The following is a 19,529-nucleotide window of genomic DNA, read 5'->3' on the forward strand; positions in this document are numbered from 1 at the left end:
CTAGGAGGAACCCCATTAGCAACAATCAATCACACCACCTTGTCATGTTGTAAGCATCCATAAGTAGCTCCACAAAACAATTCAAAGATTCTTTGAAACTGTAAATTTATTTCAAGAGACCACAAACCCACAAACCCACAACCTACAACCGAGAACAAAAAACAAAAAAACTCCCTGCTGAACAACAACAAGGAGTCTAAAAAATAACAGAGATCAAACAATTACAATACATCTAAAATATGCAAAACATTATAAGACTCATTTTTTAAAGAATACTGCACCCCATTAACCTCTTGGAAAAAAGTAATCCCAATCAAAAAAAGTTGTACACCCGTACCCGTAGGAACAGCAGTAGGAGTTAACACCGGTGAAACAGCCGTATAATTAATAGGAACATTCACCACCGCGCTATAAGCCAACTCAGAAACCTCCGTTTCAAAATCAATAGCCAAAGCAGCACTTTGAAAACTCACATGCGTAGCCCCTGGAGGAAAAAGCAATTGCTCAGCCGGAATAAAATCATTAATACTAACACCTCCCGTTGAAGTATCCAATACATAAGGAGCAAAAAACACAGTATTAAACGGAGCATTCGCATTAAAATCAAACCCCTTCAAAACCATCCTTCCCTCAAGAGAAGACAAACCAAGCCCCACTCTTCGCATACCCCTAGAAGAAGTTAAATCCAAATTCTTAATACGAGACATAACCGTTAGCAAACGACTAGAAAGCTTACTATCCTTAGCCTTGAAAACCATACTTCCCAAAGCCAAACGAAGCACCTTGCCACTCTTGCCACTATGCCCAAACTCCGTATTATTCTCGCGAGTACGAACAAAATTCGAGTCATTTTCAATACGCTCCTTAGAGATACCCCCTTTTCTGCGTACAAAAATCTTTCCATTTCTTTTGTAGAAAGTAAGATCCTCAACCGTACCTTCAATCTTGATAATTCCATTAATTTTTGCCATAGCATATAAAATTTAAGTGAAACAAAATGTGATCTCAAAATCACTTGTAAAACCAAAATCAAGCACAATGCCAAAGACCAAAAAAACAACCCAACACTTCTGTAATAGACTGATATTGCCGTTTTTGCCGAAAACAACAACAAGAAAGCTAAAAAAATGTTAATAGATAATTCCTACAAATAATTGGAATAATTATTGTCCTCAAAAAAACTATAAAGCTCTATCAAAGCCTTATCAAAGTCCTATCAAAGCCTAGGATAAGTGCAATAACACACCAGTAAGCAATAATGAAGTATAATCATAAAAATAAACAACATGAACAGAATTTGTATCTACCCAAAAGACATCCAGAGAATAACAGGAAAAAGCGAAAGACAATGCCGAAACATTATTGCTAACATAAAAAAACAACTAAATAAACAAAAACACCAAGTAATCACACTAGAAGAATTTTGTGAATACATGGGACTGCAAATAGATCAAGTACTACAATTCATTAAATAAGCAAGCAAATTACCACAATTCAAATGTAAAGGCAGTAATTCAAATAAGCGGTAATAGTAATAAAAATAAATAAAAAACAATTTCAAAAGAAGAAACACAAAACATTCTAATACTAAACTTCTTACAAGACCTTATTTTTGGGATATTTAACTCTTTTAAAATTTTGATAGTTATAGAAAATAAAATTCACAAAATTGTATTAAAAAAAATGTAATAAATTAAATACATTTGAGTTATTGATAAATAAACTTTTAAATTCAATATTTTTAGATAAATAAATGATTAAATCACCAACTCATAAAATATGTTTTATTGTTTTAAATATTTTAATAGTTTCTTTTGTTTCCTGTAATACTTTAAAAGTAAGTAAACACACAAATAAATACATAGAATATACTCATAACATAAATAAAGCAGAATCATACGTTTTGAATGGAGAAAACAGCAAGGCCTTAACGTATTATTCAAAAGCCCTAAATATAAAAGTAAAACCAATTGCTAAAAATTGTTTTACCGCAATGCAAGTAGCAGCCGTTGAAAATGATAAGAGACAATTTAAAAAATTCCTTATAAATGGAATGGAAAGAGGATTATTACCTGAATATTTTTATAAAGATACCTTATTAAATGAATATATAAATAAACATGTTGGTAAGGATTTTATTAAAAAAAAATTTCAGCTAGCTAACCAAAAATATAAAAACCAAATCAACCAATATATGGTTGACACAATTAATAAGCTTTCAGATTTGGATAATAAATGGAAGATACATTATTTAGACTCCTTGTCAAACATAGATACAGTTAATAAAGCACTTTATGAAAAAAAATATGATTCCATCGTTAAAGAAATTGTCGAAAATAAATTAATTCCAATAATTCAAGAACACGGATTCCCAGAAGAAAGAATGATTGATGTATATCGTATAGGAAGAAAAAACTCATATAGTTATACATTTGGAAATAACAAAGCGAAACTCATTTTAATTCATTATTACACTTTTCCAAGAGAAAATAATAATATTAACAATTTATTAAAAGAAGAAGTCTATAAAGGAAATTTACCATCAGATTTATATGCTGAAATTATTGACTTTTATGCTTTAAAAAGCGATTCTAAAAGTTATTATAACGAATGGCATCAAACAAAAGATTCAACTTTATTTGAAGAAATAGATCGTAAAAGATTAGAAATTGGTTTATTACCATTCAACGAAAAAGCAAAGAAATACGATAGAGGGAAAAAGACATGTAAAGAAATCAGAGAAAATAAAGCATATAAACAAATTAAACTTTTTTATTGGTGTGGATAAATAATTGATACTTTACAGTTTTTATACGTAGGTTTTTAGATTATCTGTGTAAAAAATCAATTTTCTTTTTGATACATTAAGCTATCTAAAACAGCAAGGTCTGCTTTAATTTTAGATATATTTTGACTAAAAGTAGCAATAGAAAAAAGTATGATGATGATTTGAAGTAGTTTTTTAATGTTATTTCCAAAATTCCCACCATTTTCGACTGCTAAGATTTATTGTAACATTGCCTATTTCATCAATATCCCAAATTGAAGTTGATTCAATTGTTATTGTATTTCTGTCTAAAAAATCAGAGATTTCTTCATTAAAATTCAATGTTTTATTTCCTAATCGGGGTATTGGTATAATGTCAGGTGCGTTGTTTTCAATTTTTAATATGCGTTCTTTTAATAACTTTAAAATCTCATTAGAATAAGTTGATTTTGTATTTTTTGGAATATTAAAATTTTCATCAAAATGAAAATAATCAGTTACAAGTATTGAAAAAAATTGTTTGTTCTTTATGTCATAATAAAACATTTCTGAAAATTTTTCATTTGACTGACTAAAAGCAATTTGTAGCCAATTTTGAACCTGTTCTTGATAGGTTATTTCTAATTCAGATTCATTCTCAAGCATAAAAAAATAATTTTAAAAAGTAAATATAAAACATTTCCAAAAACAAAACAGCCTCAATTATAGAAACTGAGGCTGTTTTTTATATCATTTAAAAAATATTATTTCTTCTCAATCCATTCTCTTGCATTAACAAAAGCTTCAATCCATGGAGAAACCACATCGTTTCTATCTTTTGGATAATGTGCCCAGTTCCAAGGGAAAGTAGAACGCTCAATATGTGGCATCATTACTAAATGTCTTCCAGTAACATCACACATCATGGCCGTGTTAAAATCAGAACCATTTGGATTAGAAGGATAACTTTCGTAACCATATTTAGCTACAATATTATATTGGTCTTCGCTATAAGGCAGATTAAACTTTCCTTCACCATGTGAAATCCAAACCCCTAATGTACTTCCAGCTAAAGTTTTCAACATTACCGAATTGTTCTCTTGTATCGTTACCGAAGTAAAACCACTTTCGTGTTTGTGCGAATCGTTATGCAACATTTTACCATGCACTTCATGCTCTGGATTAATCAACTCTAATTCCATCATCAATTGACAACCATTACAAATACCAACCGATAAAGTATCTTCTCTTTTGAAGAAGTTTTTCAAAGCGGTATTAGCTTTTTCATTGTATAGAAAGGCTCCAGCCCAACCTTTAGCACTTCCTAATACATCCGAATTAGAGAATCCTCCAACAGCACCAATGAACTGAATATCTTCCAAAGTTTCACGACCCGAAATCAAATCGGTCATGTGAACATCTTTAACATCAAAACCAGCTAAATACATCGCATTGGCCATTTCACGCTCAGAATTACTTCCTTTTTCACGAATAATAGCCGCTTTTGGTCTTGTTCCACTCGAAATAACAGGAGCCAATCCAGTAAAGTGAGTTGGGAACGTATAGTGCAACGGTTGATTGGCAAAGTTTTCAAAACGTTCTAACGATTTTCCATTTTTGGTTTGCTTTTGATCAAGTAGGAAAGAGGTTTCAAACCACTGTTCTCTATATTGGTTAATGTCAAAAGATAAAAGTCCAAGGTCTAAAGTAGTACTGTTAGAAACTTTTCCTAATTTAAATACTTCAACACCTGCTAAAGCTTTTTCAAAGGCAGCATCGTCTTTGGCTTGTAAAACAATTCCAATGTTTTCTGCAAAAAGGATTTTAACTAAGTCTTTTTCGGCAAACGAACTAAAATCTAATGCAGCACCAACATTTACATCAGCAAAACACATTTCTAATAAAGTAGTAATTAAACCACCACTTCCTATGTCATGTCCAGCAACAATTAAATCAGCTTTTATCGCTTCTTGAATAGCATTGAAAGCCTTTTTAAAGAAAGCACTATCTTTTATGGTTGGAGTTTCACTACCAATCTTATTTTGTATTTGCGCAAACGAACTTCCACCTAATTTAAAATCATCTTGCGATAAATTGATATAGTAAACAGAACCTTTATCGTTTTGGAAAACAGGTTCCACAACTTTAGTAATGTCATTACAGTTTCCAGCAGCAGAAATAATTACAGTTCCAGGAGCAATAACCTCATCATTAGGGTATTTTTGCTTCATAGAAAGCGAATCTTTCCCAGTTGGAATATTAATACCTAATTCAATGGCAAATTCCGAACAAGCTTCAACAGCTTCATACAAACGGGCATCTTCACCTTCATTTTTACAAGGCCACATCCAGTTGGCAGACAAAGAAACCGATTTCAAATTGTCTTTTAAAGGAGCAAAAACAATGTTAGACAAAGCCTCAGCAATAGCATTTCTACTTCCTGCTTTTGGATCAATTAAAGCAGAAATAGGAGAGTGTCCAATAGAAGTAGCAATACCTTCCTTTCCATTATAATCTAAAGCCATGACACCTACATTGTTTAAAGGCAATTGTAAAGGTCCAGCACATTGTTGTTTGGCAACTTTTCCACCTACACATCGGTCTACTTTATTCGTTAACCAATCTTTACAAGCAACTGCTTCTAATTTTAGAACCTCTTCTAAATAAGTAGGTATATTTTCTTGCGAATAAACTATTTCTGAATAATTTCTATCTATCGTTTTATCCGTCATAATAGTTTTAGGAGAACTTCCAAAGAAATCTTCTAAAGCATAGTCCATAGGTTTTGCACCAGTAGTTTTGCTTTCAAACGTAAAACGATGATCACCCGTTACATCACCCACCTGATACATAGGAGCACGTTCCCTGTCTGAAATGCGTTGTAAAGTGTCAATATCTTGTTTACCAATAACCAATCCCATTCTTTCTTGCGATTCGTTACCAATAATTTCCTTGGCAGACAACGTTGGATCACCCACAGGTAATTTGTCTAAATCAATTAATCCACCTGTTTCTTCCACTAATTCTGATAAACAATTCAAATGCCCACCAGCACCATGATCGTGAATAGAAACGATAGGATTGTTATCGCTTTCTACCAAACCACGAATAGCATTAGCAGCACGTTTTTGCATTTCAGGATTCGAACGTTGGATAGCATTTAATTCAATTCCCGAACTAAATTCTCCTGTATCTGCTGAAGAAACAGCAGCTCCACCCATTCCAATTCTATAATTCTCACCACCCAAAATGACAATTTTATCACCTTCTTGAGGTTTCTTTTTTATCGCTTGATCTAATTTTCCGTAACCAATTCCACCAGCTTGCATGATTACTTTATCGTAACCCAATTTACGAGCCTGCTCTTCATGTTCGAAAGTAAGAATAGAACCCGTAATCAAAGGTTGTCCAAATTTATTTCCAAAATCAGATGCCCCGTTAGAAGCTTTGATTAAAATATCCATTGGAGTTTGGTACAACCATTTTCTTTCAGCCATACCATTTTCATAACTTCTGTTGTTAGTCAAACGCGAATAAGAAGTCATGTAAACCGCAGTTCCAGCTAAAGGTAAAGAACCTTGTCCACCAGCTAAACGATCACGAATCTCTCCTCCAGAACCCGTTGCAGCACCATTGAATGGCTCAACAGTGGTTGGGAAATTATGAGTTTCCGCTTTTAAAGAAAGTACCGATTCAAACTCTTTTTTCTCGTAAAAATCAGGTTTATCTGCCGATTTAGGTGCAAATTGCTCCACTTTTGGTCCTTTTATAAAAGCAACATTATCTTTATAAGCCGAAACAATATCATTTGGATTTTCAGACGATGTCTTTTTAATTAATTTGAATAAAGACGTTACTTTTTCTTTTCCATCAATTACAAAAGTTCCGTTGAAAATTTTATGACGACAGTGTTCTGAATTCGCTTGTGAAAAAGCAAATACTTCAGAATCAGTTAACTTTCGTCCTATTTTCGCAGCTAAATTATTTAAATACTCAATTTCCTCATCATTTAGAGCTAACCCTTCTGTTTGATTGTATTTTGCAATATCATCAATTTCAAGAATAGCTTCAGGAGAAATATTAATAGTAAAAATTTCTTGATTTAATTCGGAATATTTCTGAAAAAGCATCGGATCAAAATCTAAATAAGCTTCTGTTACTTTTTCAAATTCTTCAATTCTAATAATGCCTTCAATCCCCATATTCTGAGTAATCTCAACAGCATTAGTACTCCAAGGTGTTATCATGGCAGCTCTTGGACCAACAAAAAAAGCATCAATTGATGCCTGAGTCTTGTTTTGATCATCTACAAGTAAAGAAGCGTTAAAAAGCCAATTTAATTTCGATACAGTTTCTACTGATAGTTCATTTTGAGATTGAACAGCAAATAGAGTAGCAGTTTCGTTTCCGAAAAAATGAATCATTGTGTTGTGTTGTTTTATTCCGTTGTGTCCCATACAATTTGGTCCACTTCAGGCGTTGTTGTTTATGATGCAAATTTATTTTAAAAATATTGAAGTTCAAAAGATATTTGTAGCAACTTGATAATAAAAAATAGAGATGACTCAAAAGGCTTGAATAATCCCAGATTATGCCTTAGACTTTGTTATGAGAGAAAGGGATGCAAAATAGTTGCGAAGTACGAAAGTCTTGACCCACAAATGTAGCATTGGCTGCATTGAGGATGTAAAACCGAATACTGAAGCAAATATAAAGTAGCCCTTTTTCGTAATAGAACTCTAATGTGTAATTTGAGATAATGAGATATTGTCACTTAATTTCTATTCTAAATTAAGACTCCCTTTTTTCTTTCTTTTTTTAAAAAAAAGAAGTAAAAAATAGTTGCATCCATTATTTTTTTGAACAATCTCCAGTATTTCTTTATAATTTCTGTTTAGCTAGAAAGGTTATTTTGGCGTTAGTTCGAGTATTTTTTGTGCAATAAAATGGAATAAAAAAGATCGAGAACGTTAATACATAAGTTCAATGAATAAATATGTGACATTTAAAGTTTTTCGTCAGTTCGAGTATTTTTTGTGCAATAAAATGGAACAAAAAATGTATCAAGAACGTTAATACATAAGTTCGAAGAATAAATATATGACATTTAAAGTTTTCGTCAGTTCGAGTATTTTTTGTGCAATAAAATGGAACAAAAAATGCATCGAGAACATATTAATGATGCTTCTCAATATAATTTCCCTTCATCCCTCTATAGAAAACCACTCGCCTCGAGGCAAAACCGAATGAAACAAAGCGAAGTGACCGATAATCAGATTAAACTTACATCAAGCACACGTTATTTATGTGTCTGTTAAACCTCAAAAACCCGATGTTAAGCTATTCAAATTCTTACAGTTAAACTACATCTAAAAAACAAACTTTCTTTAAATCACTTTAAAAAAGGTTGAGTCTTTATGCTTTTTCAGATTATTTTAAAAAAGGGGAGTTGTGCAGCAGTTACCATTGTTGGCAACAGTATTTTTATTCTCTGTCCTCATCCTTTTTCTCAACAATATAGTCTTCTATATCACTTTCTTCTGTTCTGACTTTTAAAGGGTCTTCAATTAGAATATCATTATAAGTTGTTTCAATATCAGGTTTGATATTTATCAATAAACTTCCTTCTTGCTTAAAAGTTTTTGAAACAAGTTTCCATTTAATAACAGCTTTGGATTCTCTAGGATAAGGTTTCAAAAAAATATCATCAGAAGCAAATGTGTCATCACCAACTAAAATACTTTTTCTAGGAACAATCTCTCCTGTTAAAGAGTCAGAATACAAAAAAGTGTCTGGTATTCTAGGGTTTAAATTTATTAATTCAAAACCTGTTGTTTTTTCATTAGTATCAGATAAGTCAGCGATTTCGCCTTCAAATTCAAGGAATATTTTGTATTCTTCAATTGGTGCATCTCCCGTATTATGTACCCTTAAATAAAATTGACAATAACTATAATTGATTTCAGTTTTGTTAGTGTTTACTGAAATTATACGAGCATAATTTTGTTGTTTCTCTAATAAGTCAAAAATTGGATTACCAAAAAGCGGATTTTGAGGTACGATTTTTTGTTTAAAATGTGTGATTCTTTTTCTAAACTTTGGAACTATTGTTAATTCTGTTGTATTGTCAGGAAAAGTTAAAGCTACTGAATGTGTAGATTTGAAGTTAATGCTATTCACATAGTAATTATAGGTTTCACGATTTTCTTCAATTAAGTCAACAATGTCCTCCCAAGAAAACAAGTGAACTTCAAAAAGATTAGCTTTTTTATGTTCTTGATTTTTTAATCTAACAACTTTTTCGATTTCAGAATCTTTTACGGCTGTAGTTGCAAAATATAGTTTTTTAAGTTTGGGTTCAAAAGATTTTGCTTTTTCAATTTCTCTTTCAATTTCTTTTTCAGATAATTGTTTGTGAGTGTATTCATCTTTTCCTTTGCATTGAATTCCATAATACTCATTATCAAAACTTGGAATTCCATAAACATCAACACCATTTTGTTCTTGACCTGCTCTTCCGTTTTTTTTAATTTCAGGACATTGCCAAATTTCTCCCCAAAGTTTTTTACAAAGAGATTCAAAGTCTTGCCAATTTTCAGGTCTTCCTAATGTCTTAGACGCTTTCATTATTTATATTGTTGCCAACGACCTCGGCTATGAGTAGTTGTGTGGGTTTTCACTTAACTTTGCAAGTACACATCAAACTGAAAATTCTAACGGATTTTCAGAAGTAGGCGAGAATAAGCAATTACTTATAGTCATTGTGTTTGTTGCACAACTCAAATATATAAAAAAGTTGTATAAAAGAAAGTTGTTTTGTAAATTTATTCAAGCAAGGCAAGAAGAGTTTTACTCCACAATTATTTTTTTCGGTTAATTTGTTGGACATGGTTCCAGCGGATAATTTTTACAGAAGTTTATTAACCGAACTCAATTTACATTTTTTATATAAATCCACTAAACATTATTACGGAAAAGAAGGGCAAGAGAGTATTGATCCTGCTGTATTCTTTAAGATTTTGCTGGTAGGCTATTTGAATAACATTAACTCCGACAGACAATTATGCTTATAGCCATTATGCAATAAGCACAGTCGATTAGGAGAAGCAAAATAGTAGATGTTAGCAATTTTCTCATTGATTGGCTTTAATAGTGTCTAAAGATCTCGTATAACTATCAGTTACGGATAATAAATATACGAAGATTTTCGATTTGCCCAAGCGTTAGTAATTCCATGTGGATTCGGACGCAGTCAAATCCCTGTAATTGTGGTTATACTTTGTTACCTACAGTTGTTTTCACTCCGCTTTATTCTTGGCTCACTTTTTTAATAAAAAGAGGTTGTCTTATAAAAACCTTTTAGGTTCTATAAAACAACCTCTATTGGAGTTGTTGTGTTACCAACAATATATCTTAAAACCGTTTATTACAATTATTGAACAACAAATACTTTAGTCGTGATGTTGTTTTCTTTATTTATTTTAACAAGATAAGTTCCTTTTGGAAACGTTGGAAAACGTTCTATACTTACAATCTCTTTTTCAAGTATTTTTTGCCCCACTATTGAATAAATTTCTATGGTAAAATTGTTTTCACCCTCTATTGTAAATGAACCGTTTGTAGGATTTGGAAATATTTTGAAGTTATATTCTTTTATTGTTATGGATAACGCTGTCTTATTTCCTAAGCCATTGCAAGTGTCAATACTGTAAGTATCCCAATCACTATTGCTAAATGATGTTTTAGGAGCTGTTGCTGTGCTTTTTCTTCTTAGGGTAATATCAGAAGCAAAGTTTGATGAACCTCCATTATAAGTGCCTATTATATCAATTAATACTCCATTTTTAAATAATCCTATAGGATCATTACCATTATAAGCCATTTCAGTAGCACTAGTTGTTAGATTTGCATTTGAATAGCAACTTGAAGAAATGGCACTATTAACAATTACATATTTGCCATTATTTGCGATAGTTCCACTCAAAGTTAACCCAGTACTCCAAGAACCAGAACCATTGGTTTGTTTTTTAATAGAATAGGAGGCTAAATTAATACTATTACCTGTTTCGTTCTTAATTTCAATCGCCTTATTGTTTGATGAACCTTCAATATATTCAGATAAATACAAGTCACTTTTTGTAGTGGTATTTCCTCCATCTGGATTGCTACCTCCAGAAGTTCCTCCCCAAATAGCATTTACGTAGCTTGGATTATCAATAAAGGGGTTTCTATTGTTTTGACGAGCATAAATGGCATTGTTTCGTTCAATTTCTCTTGCACTAACAGGATCTTGTGCATGCCATGCTAAAAGCATATTTAGGAAAGGAGTAGTAAAAACCTGTGTACTAGTATTATTAAACATATCGTAATTGTAATTTGCGACTGTATTTTGATAGCGTGTTGCAAAATAAAAATACATACGAGCTATATCTCCTTTAAAAGCATCTATAGGTTCAAAAACAGTCCCAGAATATCCAGAAACAGCACTTGTTCCTAATTTACTTCCATTTCTAGTTGTTATAGATGCTGATGCAACATCTCCGTGAGGATAATTAGAGCGAATACCATTTACTTTTCCATCTGTAGGTGTTATAAAATGAGCATCTGCAACCATTGGAGAAGCAGAATTAAATACAGATTGAGGAATCATGTGTTCCCTATTATAACAATTCCCTTCTACAGAGTAAGTACCACATTGATTTGAACCATAAGTAAAATTATAAGGATCTCTTCCATTTTGAATTTCAGAGTATAAATCGAAAATAGTATTATCATTTTCGTTTTGATGATCCCTGTCAGATGTGCTATATGTAGTCCATAAACCACTATATCCTCTATTGGTATGATTTTTAATTATATTGTAGAGTTGAGTTTTTAGTGTATAACCGCTACCAGTAGCAGCAGAATAATAACCACTTGGAGCTTGTGCGTAAGTAATACAGCTTGAGAGTATTACAAAAAATAATACGTTAATTTTTTTCATAATAGTGTGTTTTGGTTTTTAGTAAAATTAAACACAAAAATTAAATTTAAAATTAACGTATTATTAATTTATTAACATTTTTGTTAAGAATTTTTAAATAAAAGTTATTTTCTTCTTTTTAATAAGATTTCCATCGTTTTATATTCAACATTATCATAACCAGTATCATACATTTCTAATCTATGTGTGTCATTGTCAATATAAGTAATTACTTCTCTCATCACTTTCATTTTTTTTGTTACAGGGTCAATGCTTTGTCCTTCCATTTTTAAAACATTAGACTCCTTATCTAATTTTCCCCTCATAGTAGTAATACCAGAACTCATATTATCTATCCAAGTAGAAATGTATTCTTGTGATGCATTATCAAAAGACATCGTTCCTCTTCCTTCAAATGGCATACCCATAAAATCTCCTTTATGAATCATTTCCTGATGCAATCCATTAAGAATCATTCTATATTGGGCTGTTGCTTTTGTGGTTTCTGGTTGTGCGTCTGCACTCATCCACATAGTTAATTCTTCATCCCAAATACCATTATCCTTAGCTAAGTTTGTATGCATATCTGAAGGAGTCATATAATCCATCCATGCTTTATTTATTGTAGCAGAATCAGGAATTGAAACAGGTTCTTCAATTGCAATTTCTGTAGTATCAATGACTTCTTTAGTTACTTCAGGTTCAGGAGTTTCAACTTTTTTACAAGAAACAATACTTATTGAAACCAATAAGAGAGGTAGTGCTAATTTTTTCATAATTAAAAGTTTTTAGAGTTTGTTTAATCTTTGTTTAATCAAAGATAGTAAAATTATAAGCACCAATATCAGTAGGGTTTATTCTTGGATATCCTAGAATATCATTTGTTCCAGATGAGAAATTAAAATCTGCACTTCCTTTTGCAGCCGAATTTTCACCTATATATAATTGATTATCATTTGGGTTTTTAAAATCCGGTTTATTCGTGTTTGAATTTGTAGCAATTAGACAATTTGTGTATTTACTTCCTGTAAATTGATATTCTGGATGCGATGAAAACTGATTACTAAAATCATTAAATTTTATTAAACAATTATTAAACTGATAATTAAAATTAGAGTCACTTCCTTCTTTTTTTAATGAGATAGAATAGTTGGTAGAACTGTAAATAAGACAATTGTTGAAATTAGCCTGTGTTAAAGCATAAATAGGATTACCATCATAATCATCAATTACGATAGCAGTTTGATTTGGAGTAGGCCAATAGTTAGCAAAAGTACAATGAGTAAAATCATAGTTTCCTCCAAATGTACAAGCTAAACTAGACTGTCCAGAATTATTGATGACTATATTTGAACCTGTAATATTACCTGTTCTGGCTAAAATTCCGACGTTACTAGAATTGTATATTTGAACATTGTTCATGGTTAGTGTTGGAATGTTTGTTTCATCATTTCCTGTTACTAAAAAGCCTACAGTTGCATTTTTTAAGGTTAAATTAGTAATAGTATTATTAACACTTCCTTTAGTTAACCATATCGTTCCCCATTGCCCAGGTATTTCTGAAAAATTAGGTTCTAAACGATCTCCTTCAAAAATAACTTCATTTTCTAAATCATCAGTATTTGAAAGGGTTCCATTAACTTGTAAAGATGCGTTATTTGCAACTATTAACCCTGATTCGGCATGAAAATGTACTCTTGCTCCAGCATCTACAATAAGTGTTTTATTTGAAGGAACAACTGCATAACCATATATTACATAAGGTTTCAAATTGGTCATGTGCAATTCATTTCCGTTAATCGGATCCGTCTCATCGAGTACAGTTCCTCTAATTTCAATAGGATTTCCATCGTTATCTATTCCTAAATTTATTGTTTCATAAGTAAAACTTTCATCAGGATTTTGTGTTCTTTGAGGATATATGAAATAAGCATCTTGAATTAATGTTACTAATTCTACTTCTTGAGTTTGGCTACCTTCACCAAATAAAATAGTATCAGTATATAAAAAATCAGTTGGATCTGTGTCTATGACATCAGCAGTAACTTCAATAAAAATATACATACTATCTTTGGCTAACATTTCAACACCTTCAAATACTTTTCCAGGAACACCATCTACCATTAATCGATATTTTGAATTATTTCCATTGCCTAATTGTATTTTTGGAATCGAAATATTCTTATTACTTTTATTATAAACCTTTAAAGTGTATGTACTTGAACCAATATTTGTGAAAACAGTATCTAAATACACAGTATCTTTTGAAAAAGCTAAATTTCCAGTACTCGATTCAAAGTCAAAATCATTTCTACAAGAATAGAAAACAGTAAATAATAAGATGAATATATAAAAGTAATTTTTCATTAGATTTCTTAGATTAGCAATTTTGATTTGTAAATGTAATTATTTTTTTAAAAGTATAACGTAGTATATATTGATTTGTTATATGTGATTTTAGTTAGTAAGAATTTGTATTTTTGTGAAAAAGAAGATAATGTTTAATAGAGAAAAAATATTGGAAGTTTGTGAAAAAATGTCTCAAAATACATTAATGCAAACTTTAGAAATTGAATATATAGATGCTGGAGAAGATTTTTTAACAGCAAAAATGCCAGTAAATCCAAGAGTACATCAACCTATGGGATTACTTCATGGAGGAGCAAGTGTAGCTCTTGCAGAAAGTGTAGGTAGTGCTGCTTCAGTGATGTTTATTGATTCAGCAACACAAGAAGTTAGAGGTATTGAAATAAGTGCAAATCATTTAAAAAGTAAAAAAGAAGGAACTGTTTTTGCAACAGCTAAAATTATCCATAAAGGAAGAAGTATTCATTTGTGGGAAATTAAAATTACGGATGAAGAAGGTAGTTTAATTTCACTTTGTAAATTAACCAATATGGTTTTGTCAAGAAAATAATTATAATGCAGAGGATTTTATACGAAGCGAAAACGCAAATTAAAAAAGAATTACCTTTTGTTTTATATGCAAATCCTAATTCTAATAAATTAAATGCTTATTTTCAAAAAAATGATGAATTAGAAGTTTTTAAAGGACAATCTGGATTTGTTTTTGCTCCATTTTCTAATACTGAATCATACATTATTAGTCTTAGCAATAGTAATTTTCTTTCGGAATCTATTAAAAAAATTGAAATTGAAAATATCTTACTTGATATAAGTATTGATCAAAAAGCTAAAAAAAACTTTGAAGATTTAGTTAATAAAGGAATTGTAGAAATTAATAATAATCTTTTTGAAAAAGTAGTTTTATCAAGAAAAGTAGTAGTTCCTGTAAAAATGGATTTTGAAGCTACTTTTTTAAGATTATTACAGAGCTATAACACTGCTTTTAGGTATCTTTTTTATCATCCAAAAATTGGAATGTGGATGGGAGCAACACCAGAACAATTACTTAAAGTAGAAGGGGACAAGATAAGTACAGTTGCATTAGCAGGAACACAGTTGTACAAAGATTCATTAATATGGGAAGAAAAAGAATTGCAAGAACAACAATTTGTGAGCGATTTTATTATTCATGAAATTACACCTTTTGTAAAGAATATTACAATTTCCGAACCTTTTACGGCAAAAGCAGGAACACTAGCACATATTAAAACAACGATAAGTGCTTATTTAAAAGAAAAAGAATCTGCGAATAAATTATTATTTCAAATACACCCAACACCAGCAGTATGCGGATTACCTAAAAAAGAAGCAATGGCTTTTGTGTTGCAAAATGAAGGATATGATAGAAAATTTTACTCTGGTTTTTTAGGAGAGTGGAATATTAAGGATGAATCCAATTTGTTTGTTAATTTAAGATGTATGGAAGTTGAAGAAGAGAAAATTAACCTATATGTAGGATGTGGAATTACAAAAGATAGTAATCCAGAAAAAGAATTTTTTGAAACAGAAAATAAATTAGTTACAATGCTAAAAATAATAAAAGTATAACATGAAAATAGATATTTTAGCTTTTGGAGCCCATCCAGACGATGTTGAATTAGGTTGTTCAGGTACTATTGCGAAAGAAGTTTCTTTAGGTAAAAAAGTAGGAATTATAGATTTAACTAGAGGAGAACTTGGCACTAGAGGTTCGGCCGAAATTAGAGACGAAGAAGCAGCAGCAGCAGCAAAAATACTAGGCGTTACAATAAGAGAAAATTTGAAATTTAGAGATGGCTTTTTTGTTAATGATGAAAAACATCAATTAGAAGTTATAAAAAAAATACGAAAATATAAACCAGAAATTGTATTGTGTAATGCAATTGAAGATCGTCATATAGACCATGGTAAAGGAAGTAAATTAGTAAGTGATGCTTGTTTTCTTTCCGGCTTACCGAAAATTGAAACTATAGATGAAGAAGGTAATAAACAGGAATCTTGGAGACCAAAGCGAGTATATCACTATATACAATGGCAAAATATTGAACCAGACTTTGTTTTTGATATCTCAGGATTCATGGACAAGAAGATGGATTCGGTTTTAGCCTATAGTTCACAATTCTATGATCCAAAATCTAATGAACCAATTACTCCAATTACATCTAAAAACTTCTTAGATAGTATAAAATATCGCGCACAAGACCTTGGAAGATTAGTAGGAGTAGATTGCGCTGAAGGATTTACTGTAGAAAGGTATTTGGCAATCAATAGTTTAGAAAATTTAATATAATTTTTTTATTTTTTATTTGCAGAATCAAAGTTTTGCTGTATATTTGCACTCGTTAAACAAATGGTGATTGTAGCTCAGTTGGTTAGAGCATCGGTTTGTGGTACCGAGGGTCGTGGGTTCGAGCCCCATCATTCACCCTAAAATAAAAAAGTGTTGAAGTAATTCAACACTTTTTTTAGTTTATAGCAATTTGAATTACCATTACAATTCCAATGAATAAGATTAAAACCAAAGAAGTTTGTTTGAATCGTTCTTGTGGTATAAACTGTAAAATGTATTTTCCAATATAAGTACCAATTAATCCAATTATTAGTAAAAAGGGAACATAGATTAAATCGTGTTGGTGTATAAATCCGTTTTTGAAATAAACAATAGTACGTGTAAAATCAATAGCAAAATCGATAGCAGCAGAAGTAGCAATAAAAACGGTTTTTTCTAAATTAAAAGCTGCCATTGTAATACCTCTAATAGCTCCACCAGTTCCTAATAAGCCTGCTGTAAAACCAGATAAAACTCCACCTGTAATAGATTGCTTTGGTCCAGGTTTAATAACCAATTCTTTTTTTATTAGAAATAACAAACTAAAGCCTATTAAGAAAATAGCTAAAATGATTTTTAAAACATAAGAATCCAAATAGTTAGATAATATACCTCCAAGAATAACAAAAAGAACAGAAGGAACACCTATATATAACAATAATTTTTTATCCAATCCTTTTCGGAAAAGTGCAATTTTACTTAAATTACTAGATAAATGAAAAATAGCAGTTAAGCCTAATACCGTTTGAAAATCGAAGAAAAAACTGGAAATAGGGACAAAGAATACAGAAGAACCAAAACCACCAATTGTTCCGATAACTTCTGCTATTAGTGCAAAAAATAAAAAGAGATAATTGATTCTTTCAAACATAGATTCTTTTTTTTCAAATATAAATAAAAAAAACTCCTGAACATCAGGAGTTTTATAAATGTATTTTCTAATGCAAAAATTATAATTTATGCATATTTTGAGATAAAGTCTCAATGAATTTACTAATAGGTCCTTTAATCATCATTGCCATCATAGGGTTAAACTGACCTTCAAAAAGAAGCTGTACTTCACTTTTATTCTCTTCTAAAGAAATAATATTACCAGTTAAAGTAAAAGGTAACTTATCACTTGCAGCACCTAAAACTACTTTTGAATTTGGAGTTTGTTCTTTCATTTTTAATTTTATCTCTGGCATACCTTTTAGACCAAAAATGAAAGCATCTTCACCTAATACTTCAAATTTTGAAATAGTATCAGGCATTAACTTTTCAAAATTTTTAACATCAGTTAAAGCAGTGAATAAATATTCAGAAGATTTATCAACGGTTACTTTTGGGCTTTCTAAATTCATTTTATAGTTATATTTTATATATTATATTTCAACTTTCCAAGTAGAAGGGCTTTTTCTCCATTCTTGTAAATTTATTATTTCATCTTGATCGATATATTTTTTAGTAACAGCTTGTTTTAATAAATTTTCATAATCACTTAATGTGAATAAGTCAATGTTTTCTTCTTTAAAACGATTAATAGAAATATCAAACCCATATGTAAAAATAGCAGCCATTCCTTTTATAATAGCCCCTTCATTTTTAAGAGCTTCAACGGCCAATAAACTACTACCACCAGTACTAATCAAGTCTTCTACCACTACAACACTTTGTCCTTTTTGTAAAAAACCTTCAATTTGATTTTGACGACCGTGTTTTTTAGGTTCAGGTCTTACATATACAAATGGCAATCCCATATATTCAGCAACAAGTATGCCAATACCTATTGCTCCTGTGGCAACACCAGCAATGACATCAGGTTTTCCAAATTTTTTCTCAATATTCTTTGCAAATTCTTCTCTTATGAAATTCCTAACAGGTGGAAATGAGAGAACTATCCTATTATCACAATATATTGGAGACTTCCATCCAGAAGCCCATGTAAAAGGATTTTTAGAATTTAATTTAATTGCGTTTATTTGTAAAAGCAATTCAGCTGTTTTTTCGGCGGTGTTGTTATTAAAAATCATATTGCAAATGTATAAAGTTTTTGTGAACGATAAACCACTTTTTTTGACAAATAAAGTTCAAAAAGAGGTCAACTTTCAAATTTTTCTTTTAGAAAGTATTGATATTAAAAAGTTAATTGTAAAAATGTTTCAAAATAAAATTGAAAAAGCTTTTCTATATCATCCAGATGAAAAATTGATAATGAAGACATTAAAAGCTAAAATTCCAGTTGTAAAAGCAGGAGGAGGTTTAGTTTATAATGAAAAAGGTGAAGTATTGTTTATTTTTAGAAATGGAAAATGGGACCTTCCTAAAGGAGGAACTGAAAAAAATGAAACAATTGAAGAAACTGCAATGAGAGAAGTGGAAGAGGAAACAGGTGTTTCAGGGTTGTCAGTTGTAAAAAAACTCGAAAAAACATACCATGTTTTCAAACGAAACGGGCATTATAAATTAAAACAAACCTATTGGTTTGAAATGAAATCTACCTTTAAAGGTCTACCTAAAGGACAAGAAGACGAGGGAATTGAAAAAGTTGAATGGGTAGAACCAGAAAGGATTCCTGAATTATTAGAGAATTCTTATGAAAATATCAAGTTATTATTTGAAAAAGAAAACGTATAATATTTAGTTAGTAAAAAAAACTAAGGATTCTTAAGATATGATTAAGTTTCACTATTACAAGTTAGATTATTAAATCAAATAGATAAAAAATATTTATATTTGCCTACATGAAATGGTTAAACATCATATTATCTATCTACCTTATTATTTTGTCATGTATGCCTTGTACTGATGATGTAGTTAGTGCTGATGTTTCAAATTCTTCTCATTCTGAGTTAGCTTTAAATCATGAAAACCACTCACATGATGATAAAGAAGACACTTGTCCACCATTTTGTATTTGCAACTGTTGTGGAATACAAGTTATGACTTATTCAACTATTGTAACATTTGATTTTCCTTTTACATTTAAAATAATACAGCCTAAACATACTTTCTATAAATCAACACTATCTTCTAGTTTTTTTGGAAGTATTTGGCAACCACCTCAATTAGTATAATGAAATCCGAATAAGTTCGGATACTATCATTTGGCCTTTAAAGAAAATGTA

The 19,529-nt window shown here is 30.6% G+C and carries 18 protein-coding genes and 1 tRNA gene; 9 read left to right on the plus strand and 10 right to left on the minus strand.

Going from position 1 to position 19,529, the window contains the following annotated elements; all coding sequences use genetic code 11:
- Positions 1 to 221 precede the first annotated feature (221 nt).
- A complete protein-coding gene (locus SY27_RS02050; protein WP_045966932.1) occupies positions 222 to 971 on the minus strand; it encodes a hypothetical protein in 750 nt (249 codons plus the stop codon).
- A gap of 315 nt (positions 972 to 1,286) precedes the next feature.
- On the opposite strand from SY27_RS02050, the gene SY27_RS18435 reads away from it, so the two are divergent.
- Both SY27_RS18435 and SY27_RS02055 read left to right on the plus strand, forming a co-directional pair.
- A complete protein-coding gene (locus SY27_RS18435) occupies positions 1,287 to 1,475 on the plus strand; it encodes a hypothetical protein (protein ID WP_082084288.1) in 189 nt (62 codons plus the stop codon).
- Between the two features lie 278 nt (positions 1,476 to 1,753).
- A complete protein-coding gene (locus SY27_RS02055; protein WP_045966934.1) occupies positions 1,754 to 2,788 on the plus strand; it encodes a hypothetical protein in 1,035 nt (344 codons plus the stop codon).
- A gap of 180 nt (positions 2,789 to 2,968) precedes the next feature.
- Here SY27_RS02055 and SY27_RS02060 read toward each other — a convergent pair whose 3' ends face one another.
- The 3 genes from SY27_RS02060 to SY27_RS02070 form a co-directional block, all read right to left on the minus strand.
- Positions 2,969 to 3,412: a hypothetical protein gene (locus SY27_RS02060; protein ID WP_045966935.1), complete on the minus strand. Its 444-nt coding sequence runs from the start codon at positions 3,410 to 3,412 to the stop codon at positions 2,969 to 2,971.
- Positions 3,413 to 3,510: 98 nt separating this feature from the next.
- Entirely contained in the window at positions 3,511 to 7,170 is a 3,660-nt protein-coding gene (purL, locus tag SY27_RS02065) for a phosphoribosylformylglycinamidine synthase (RefSeq protein WP_045966937.1), read from the minus strand.
- Positions 7,171 to 8,230: 1,060 nt separating this feature from the next.
- Entirely contained in the window at positions 8,231 to 9,373 is a 1,143-nt protein-coding gene (locus SY27_RS02070) for a hypothetical protein (protein ID WP_045966939.1), read from the minus strand.
- A gap of 260 nt (positions 9,374 to 9,633) precedes the next feature.
- On the opposite strand from SY27_RS02070, the gene SY27_RS18445 reads away from it, so the two are divergent.
- The gene (locus tag SY27_RS18445; RefSeq protein WP_082084290.1) at positions 9,634 to 9,819 is read left to right on the plus strand and encodes a transposase; all 186 of its coding nucleotides are present in this window, start codon (positions 9,634 to 9,636) and stop codon (positions 9,817 to 9,819) included.
- 359 nt (positions 9,820 to 10,178) lie between these two features.
- Here SY27_RS18445 and SY27_RS02075 read toward each other — a convergent pair whose 3' ends face one another.
- The 3 genes from SY27_RS02075 to SY27_RS02085 form a co-directional block, all read right to left on the minus strand.
- Positions 10,179 to 11,729, minus strand: a complete 1,551-nt coding sequence (locus SY27_RS02075) for an endonuclease (RefSeq protein WP_045966941.1) — start codon at positions 11,727 to 11,729, stop codon at positions 10,179 to 10,181.
- 104 nt (positions 11,730 to 11,833) lie between these two features.
- A complete protein-coding gene (locus SY27_RS02080) occupies positions 11,834 to 12,484 on the minus strand; it encodes a DUF1579 domain-containing protein (protein ID WP_045966943.1) in 651 nt (216 codons plus the stop codon).
- A gap of 34 nt (positions 12,485 to 12,518) precedes the next feature.
- Positions 12,519 to 14,075: a hypothetical protein gene (locus SY27_RS02085; protein WP_045966945.1), complete on the minus strand. Its 1,557-nt coding sequence runs from the start codon at positions 14,073 to 14,075 to the stop codon at positions 12,519 to 12,521.
- Positions 14,076 to 14,205: 130 nt separating this feature from the next.
- On the opposite strand from SY27_RS02085, the gene SY27_RS02090 reads away from it, so the two are divergent.
- The 4 genes from SY27_RS02090 (at position 14,206) to SY27_RS02105 (ending at position 16,521) form a co-directional block, all read left to right on the plus strand.
- Complete coding sequence (locus tag SY27_RS02090; RefSeq protein ID WP_369793048.1) at positions 14,206 to 14,625, plus strand: PaaI family thioesterase; 420 nt, start codon at positions 14,206 to 14,208, stop codon at positions 14,623 to 14,625.
- A 5-nt stretch (positions 14,626 to 14,630) separates the two neighbouring features.
- Positions 14,631 to 15,662 carry an isochorismate synthase gene (locus SY27_RS02095; protein ID WP_045966947.1) on the plus strand — a complete coding sequence of 344 codons (1,032 nt, stop codon included), beginning with the start codon at positions 14,631 to 14,633 and terminating at the stop codon, positions 15,660 to 15,662.
- Position 15,663: 1 nt separating this feature from the next.
- The gene (bshB1, locus tag SY27_RS02100; RefSeq protein WP_045966949.1) at positions 15,664 to 16,383 is read left to right on the plus strand and encodes a bacillithiol biosynthesis deacetylase BshB1; all 720 of its coding nucleotides are present in this window, start codon (positions 15,664 to 15,666) and stop codon (positions 16,381 to 16,383) included.
- Positions 16,384 to 16,445: 62 nt separating this feature from the next.
- Positions 16,446 to 16,521 (plus strand) — tRNA-His (locus SY27_RS02105).
- Between the two features lie 37 nt (positions 16,522 to 16,558).
- On the opposite strand, the gene SY27_RS02110 is transcribed toward SY27_RS02105, so the two are convergent.
- From SY27_RS02110 to pyrE, 3 genes are all read right to left on the minus strand, one after another.
- The gene (locus SY27_RS02110) at positions 16,559 to 17,293 is read right to left on the minus strand and encodes a sulfite exporter TauE/SafE family protein (RefSeq protein ID WP_045966951.1); all 735 of its coding nucleotides are present in this window, start codon (positions 17,291 to 17,293) and stop codon (positions 16,559 to 16,561) included.
- A gap of 79 nt (positions 17,294 to 17,372) precedes the next feature.
- The gene (locus SY27_RS02115) at positions 17,373 to 17,765 is read right to left on the minus strand and encodes a hypothetical protein (protein ID WP_045966953.1); all 393 of its coding nucleotides are present in this window, start codon (positions 17,763 to 17,765) and stop codon (positions 17,373 to 17,375) included.
- Between the two features lie 21 nt (positions 17,766 to 17,786).
- Positions 17,787 to 18,434: an orotate phosphoribosyltransferase gene (pyrE, locus tag SY27_RS02120; RefSeq protein WP_045966955.1), complete on the minus strand. Its 648-nt coding sequence runs from the start codon at positions 18,432 to 18,434 to the stop codon at positions 17,787 to 17,789.
- A gap of 7 nt (positions 18,435 to 18,441) precedes the next feature.
- Between pyrE and SY27_RS02125 the strand changes: the two genes are divergently transcribed.
- Entirely contained in the window at positions 18,442 to 19,038 is a 597-nt protein-coding gene (locus SY27_RS02125; protein WP_045967456.1) for an NUDIX hydrolase, read from the plus strand.
- 107 nt (positions 19,039 to 19,145) lie between these two features.
- The gene (locus tag SY27_RS18450; RefSeq protein ID WP_045966957.1) at positions 19,146 to 19,478 is read left to right on the plus strand and encodes a DUF6660 family protein; all 333 of its coding nucleotides are present in this window, start codon (positions 19,146 to 19,148) and stop codon (positions 19,476 to 19,478) included.
- The last annotated feature ends 51 nt before the right edge of the window (positions 19,479 to 19,529 follow it).

The sequence above is a fragment of the Flavobacterium sp. 316 genome, assembly GCF_000967805.1.
In the GTDB taxonomy this organism is placed as follows: Bacteria; Bacteroidota; Bacteroidia; order Flavobacteriales; family Flavobacteriaceae; genus Flavobacterium; species Flavobacterium sediminilitoris.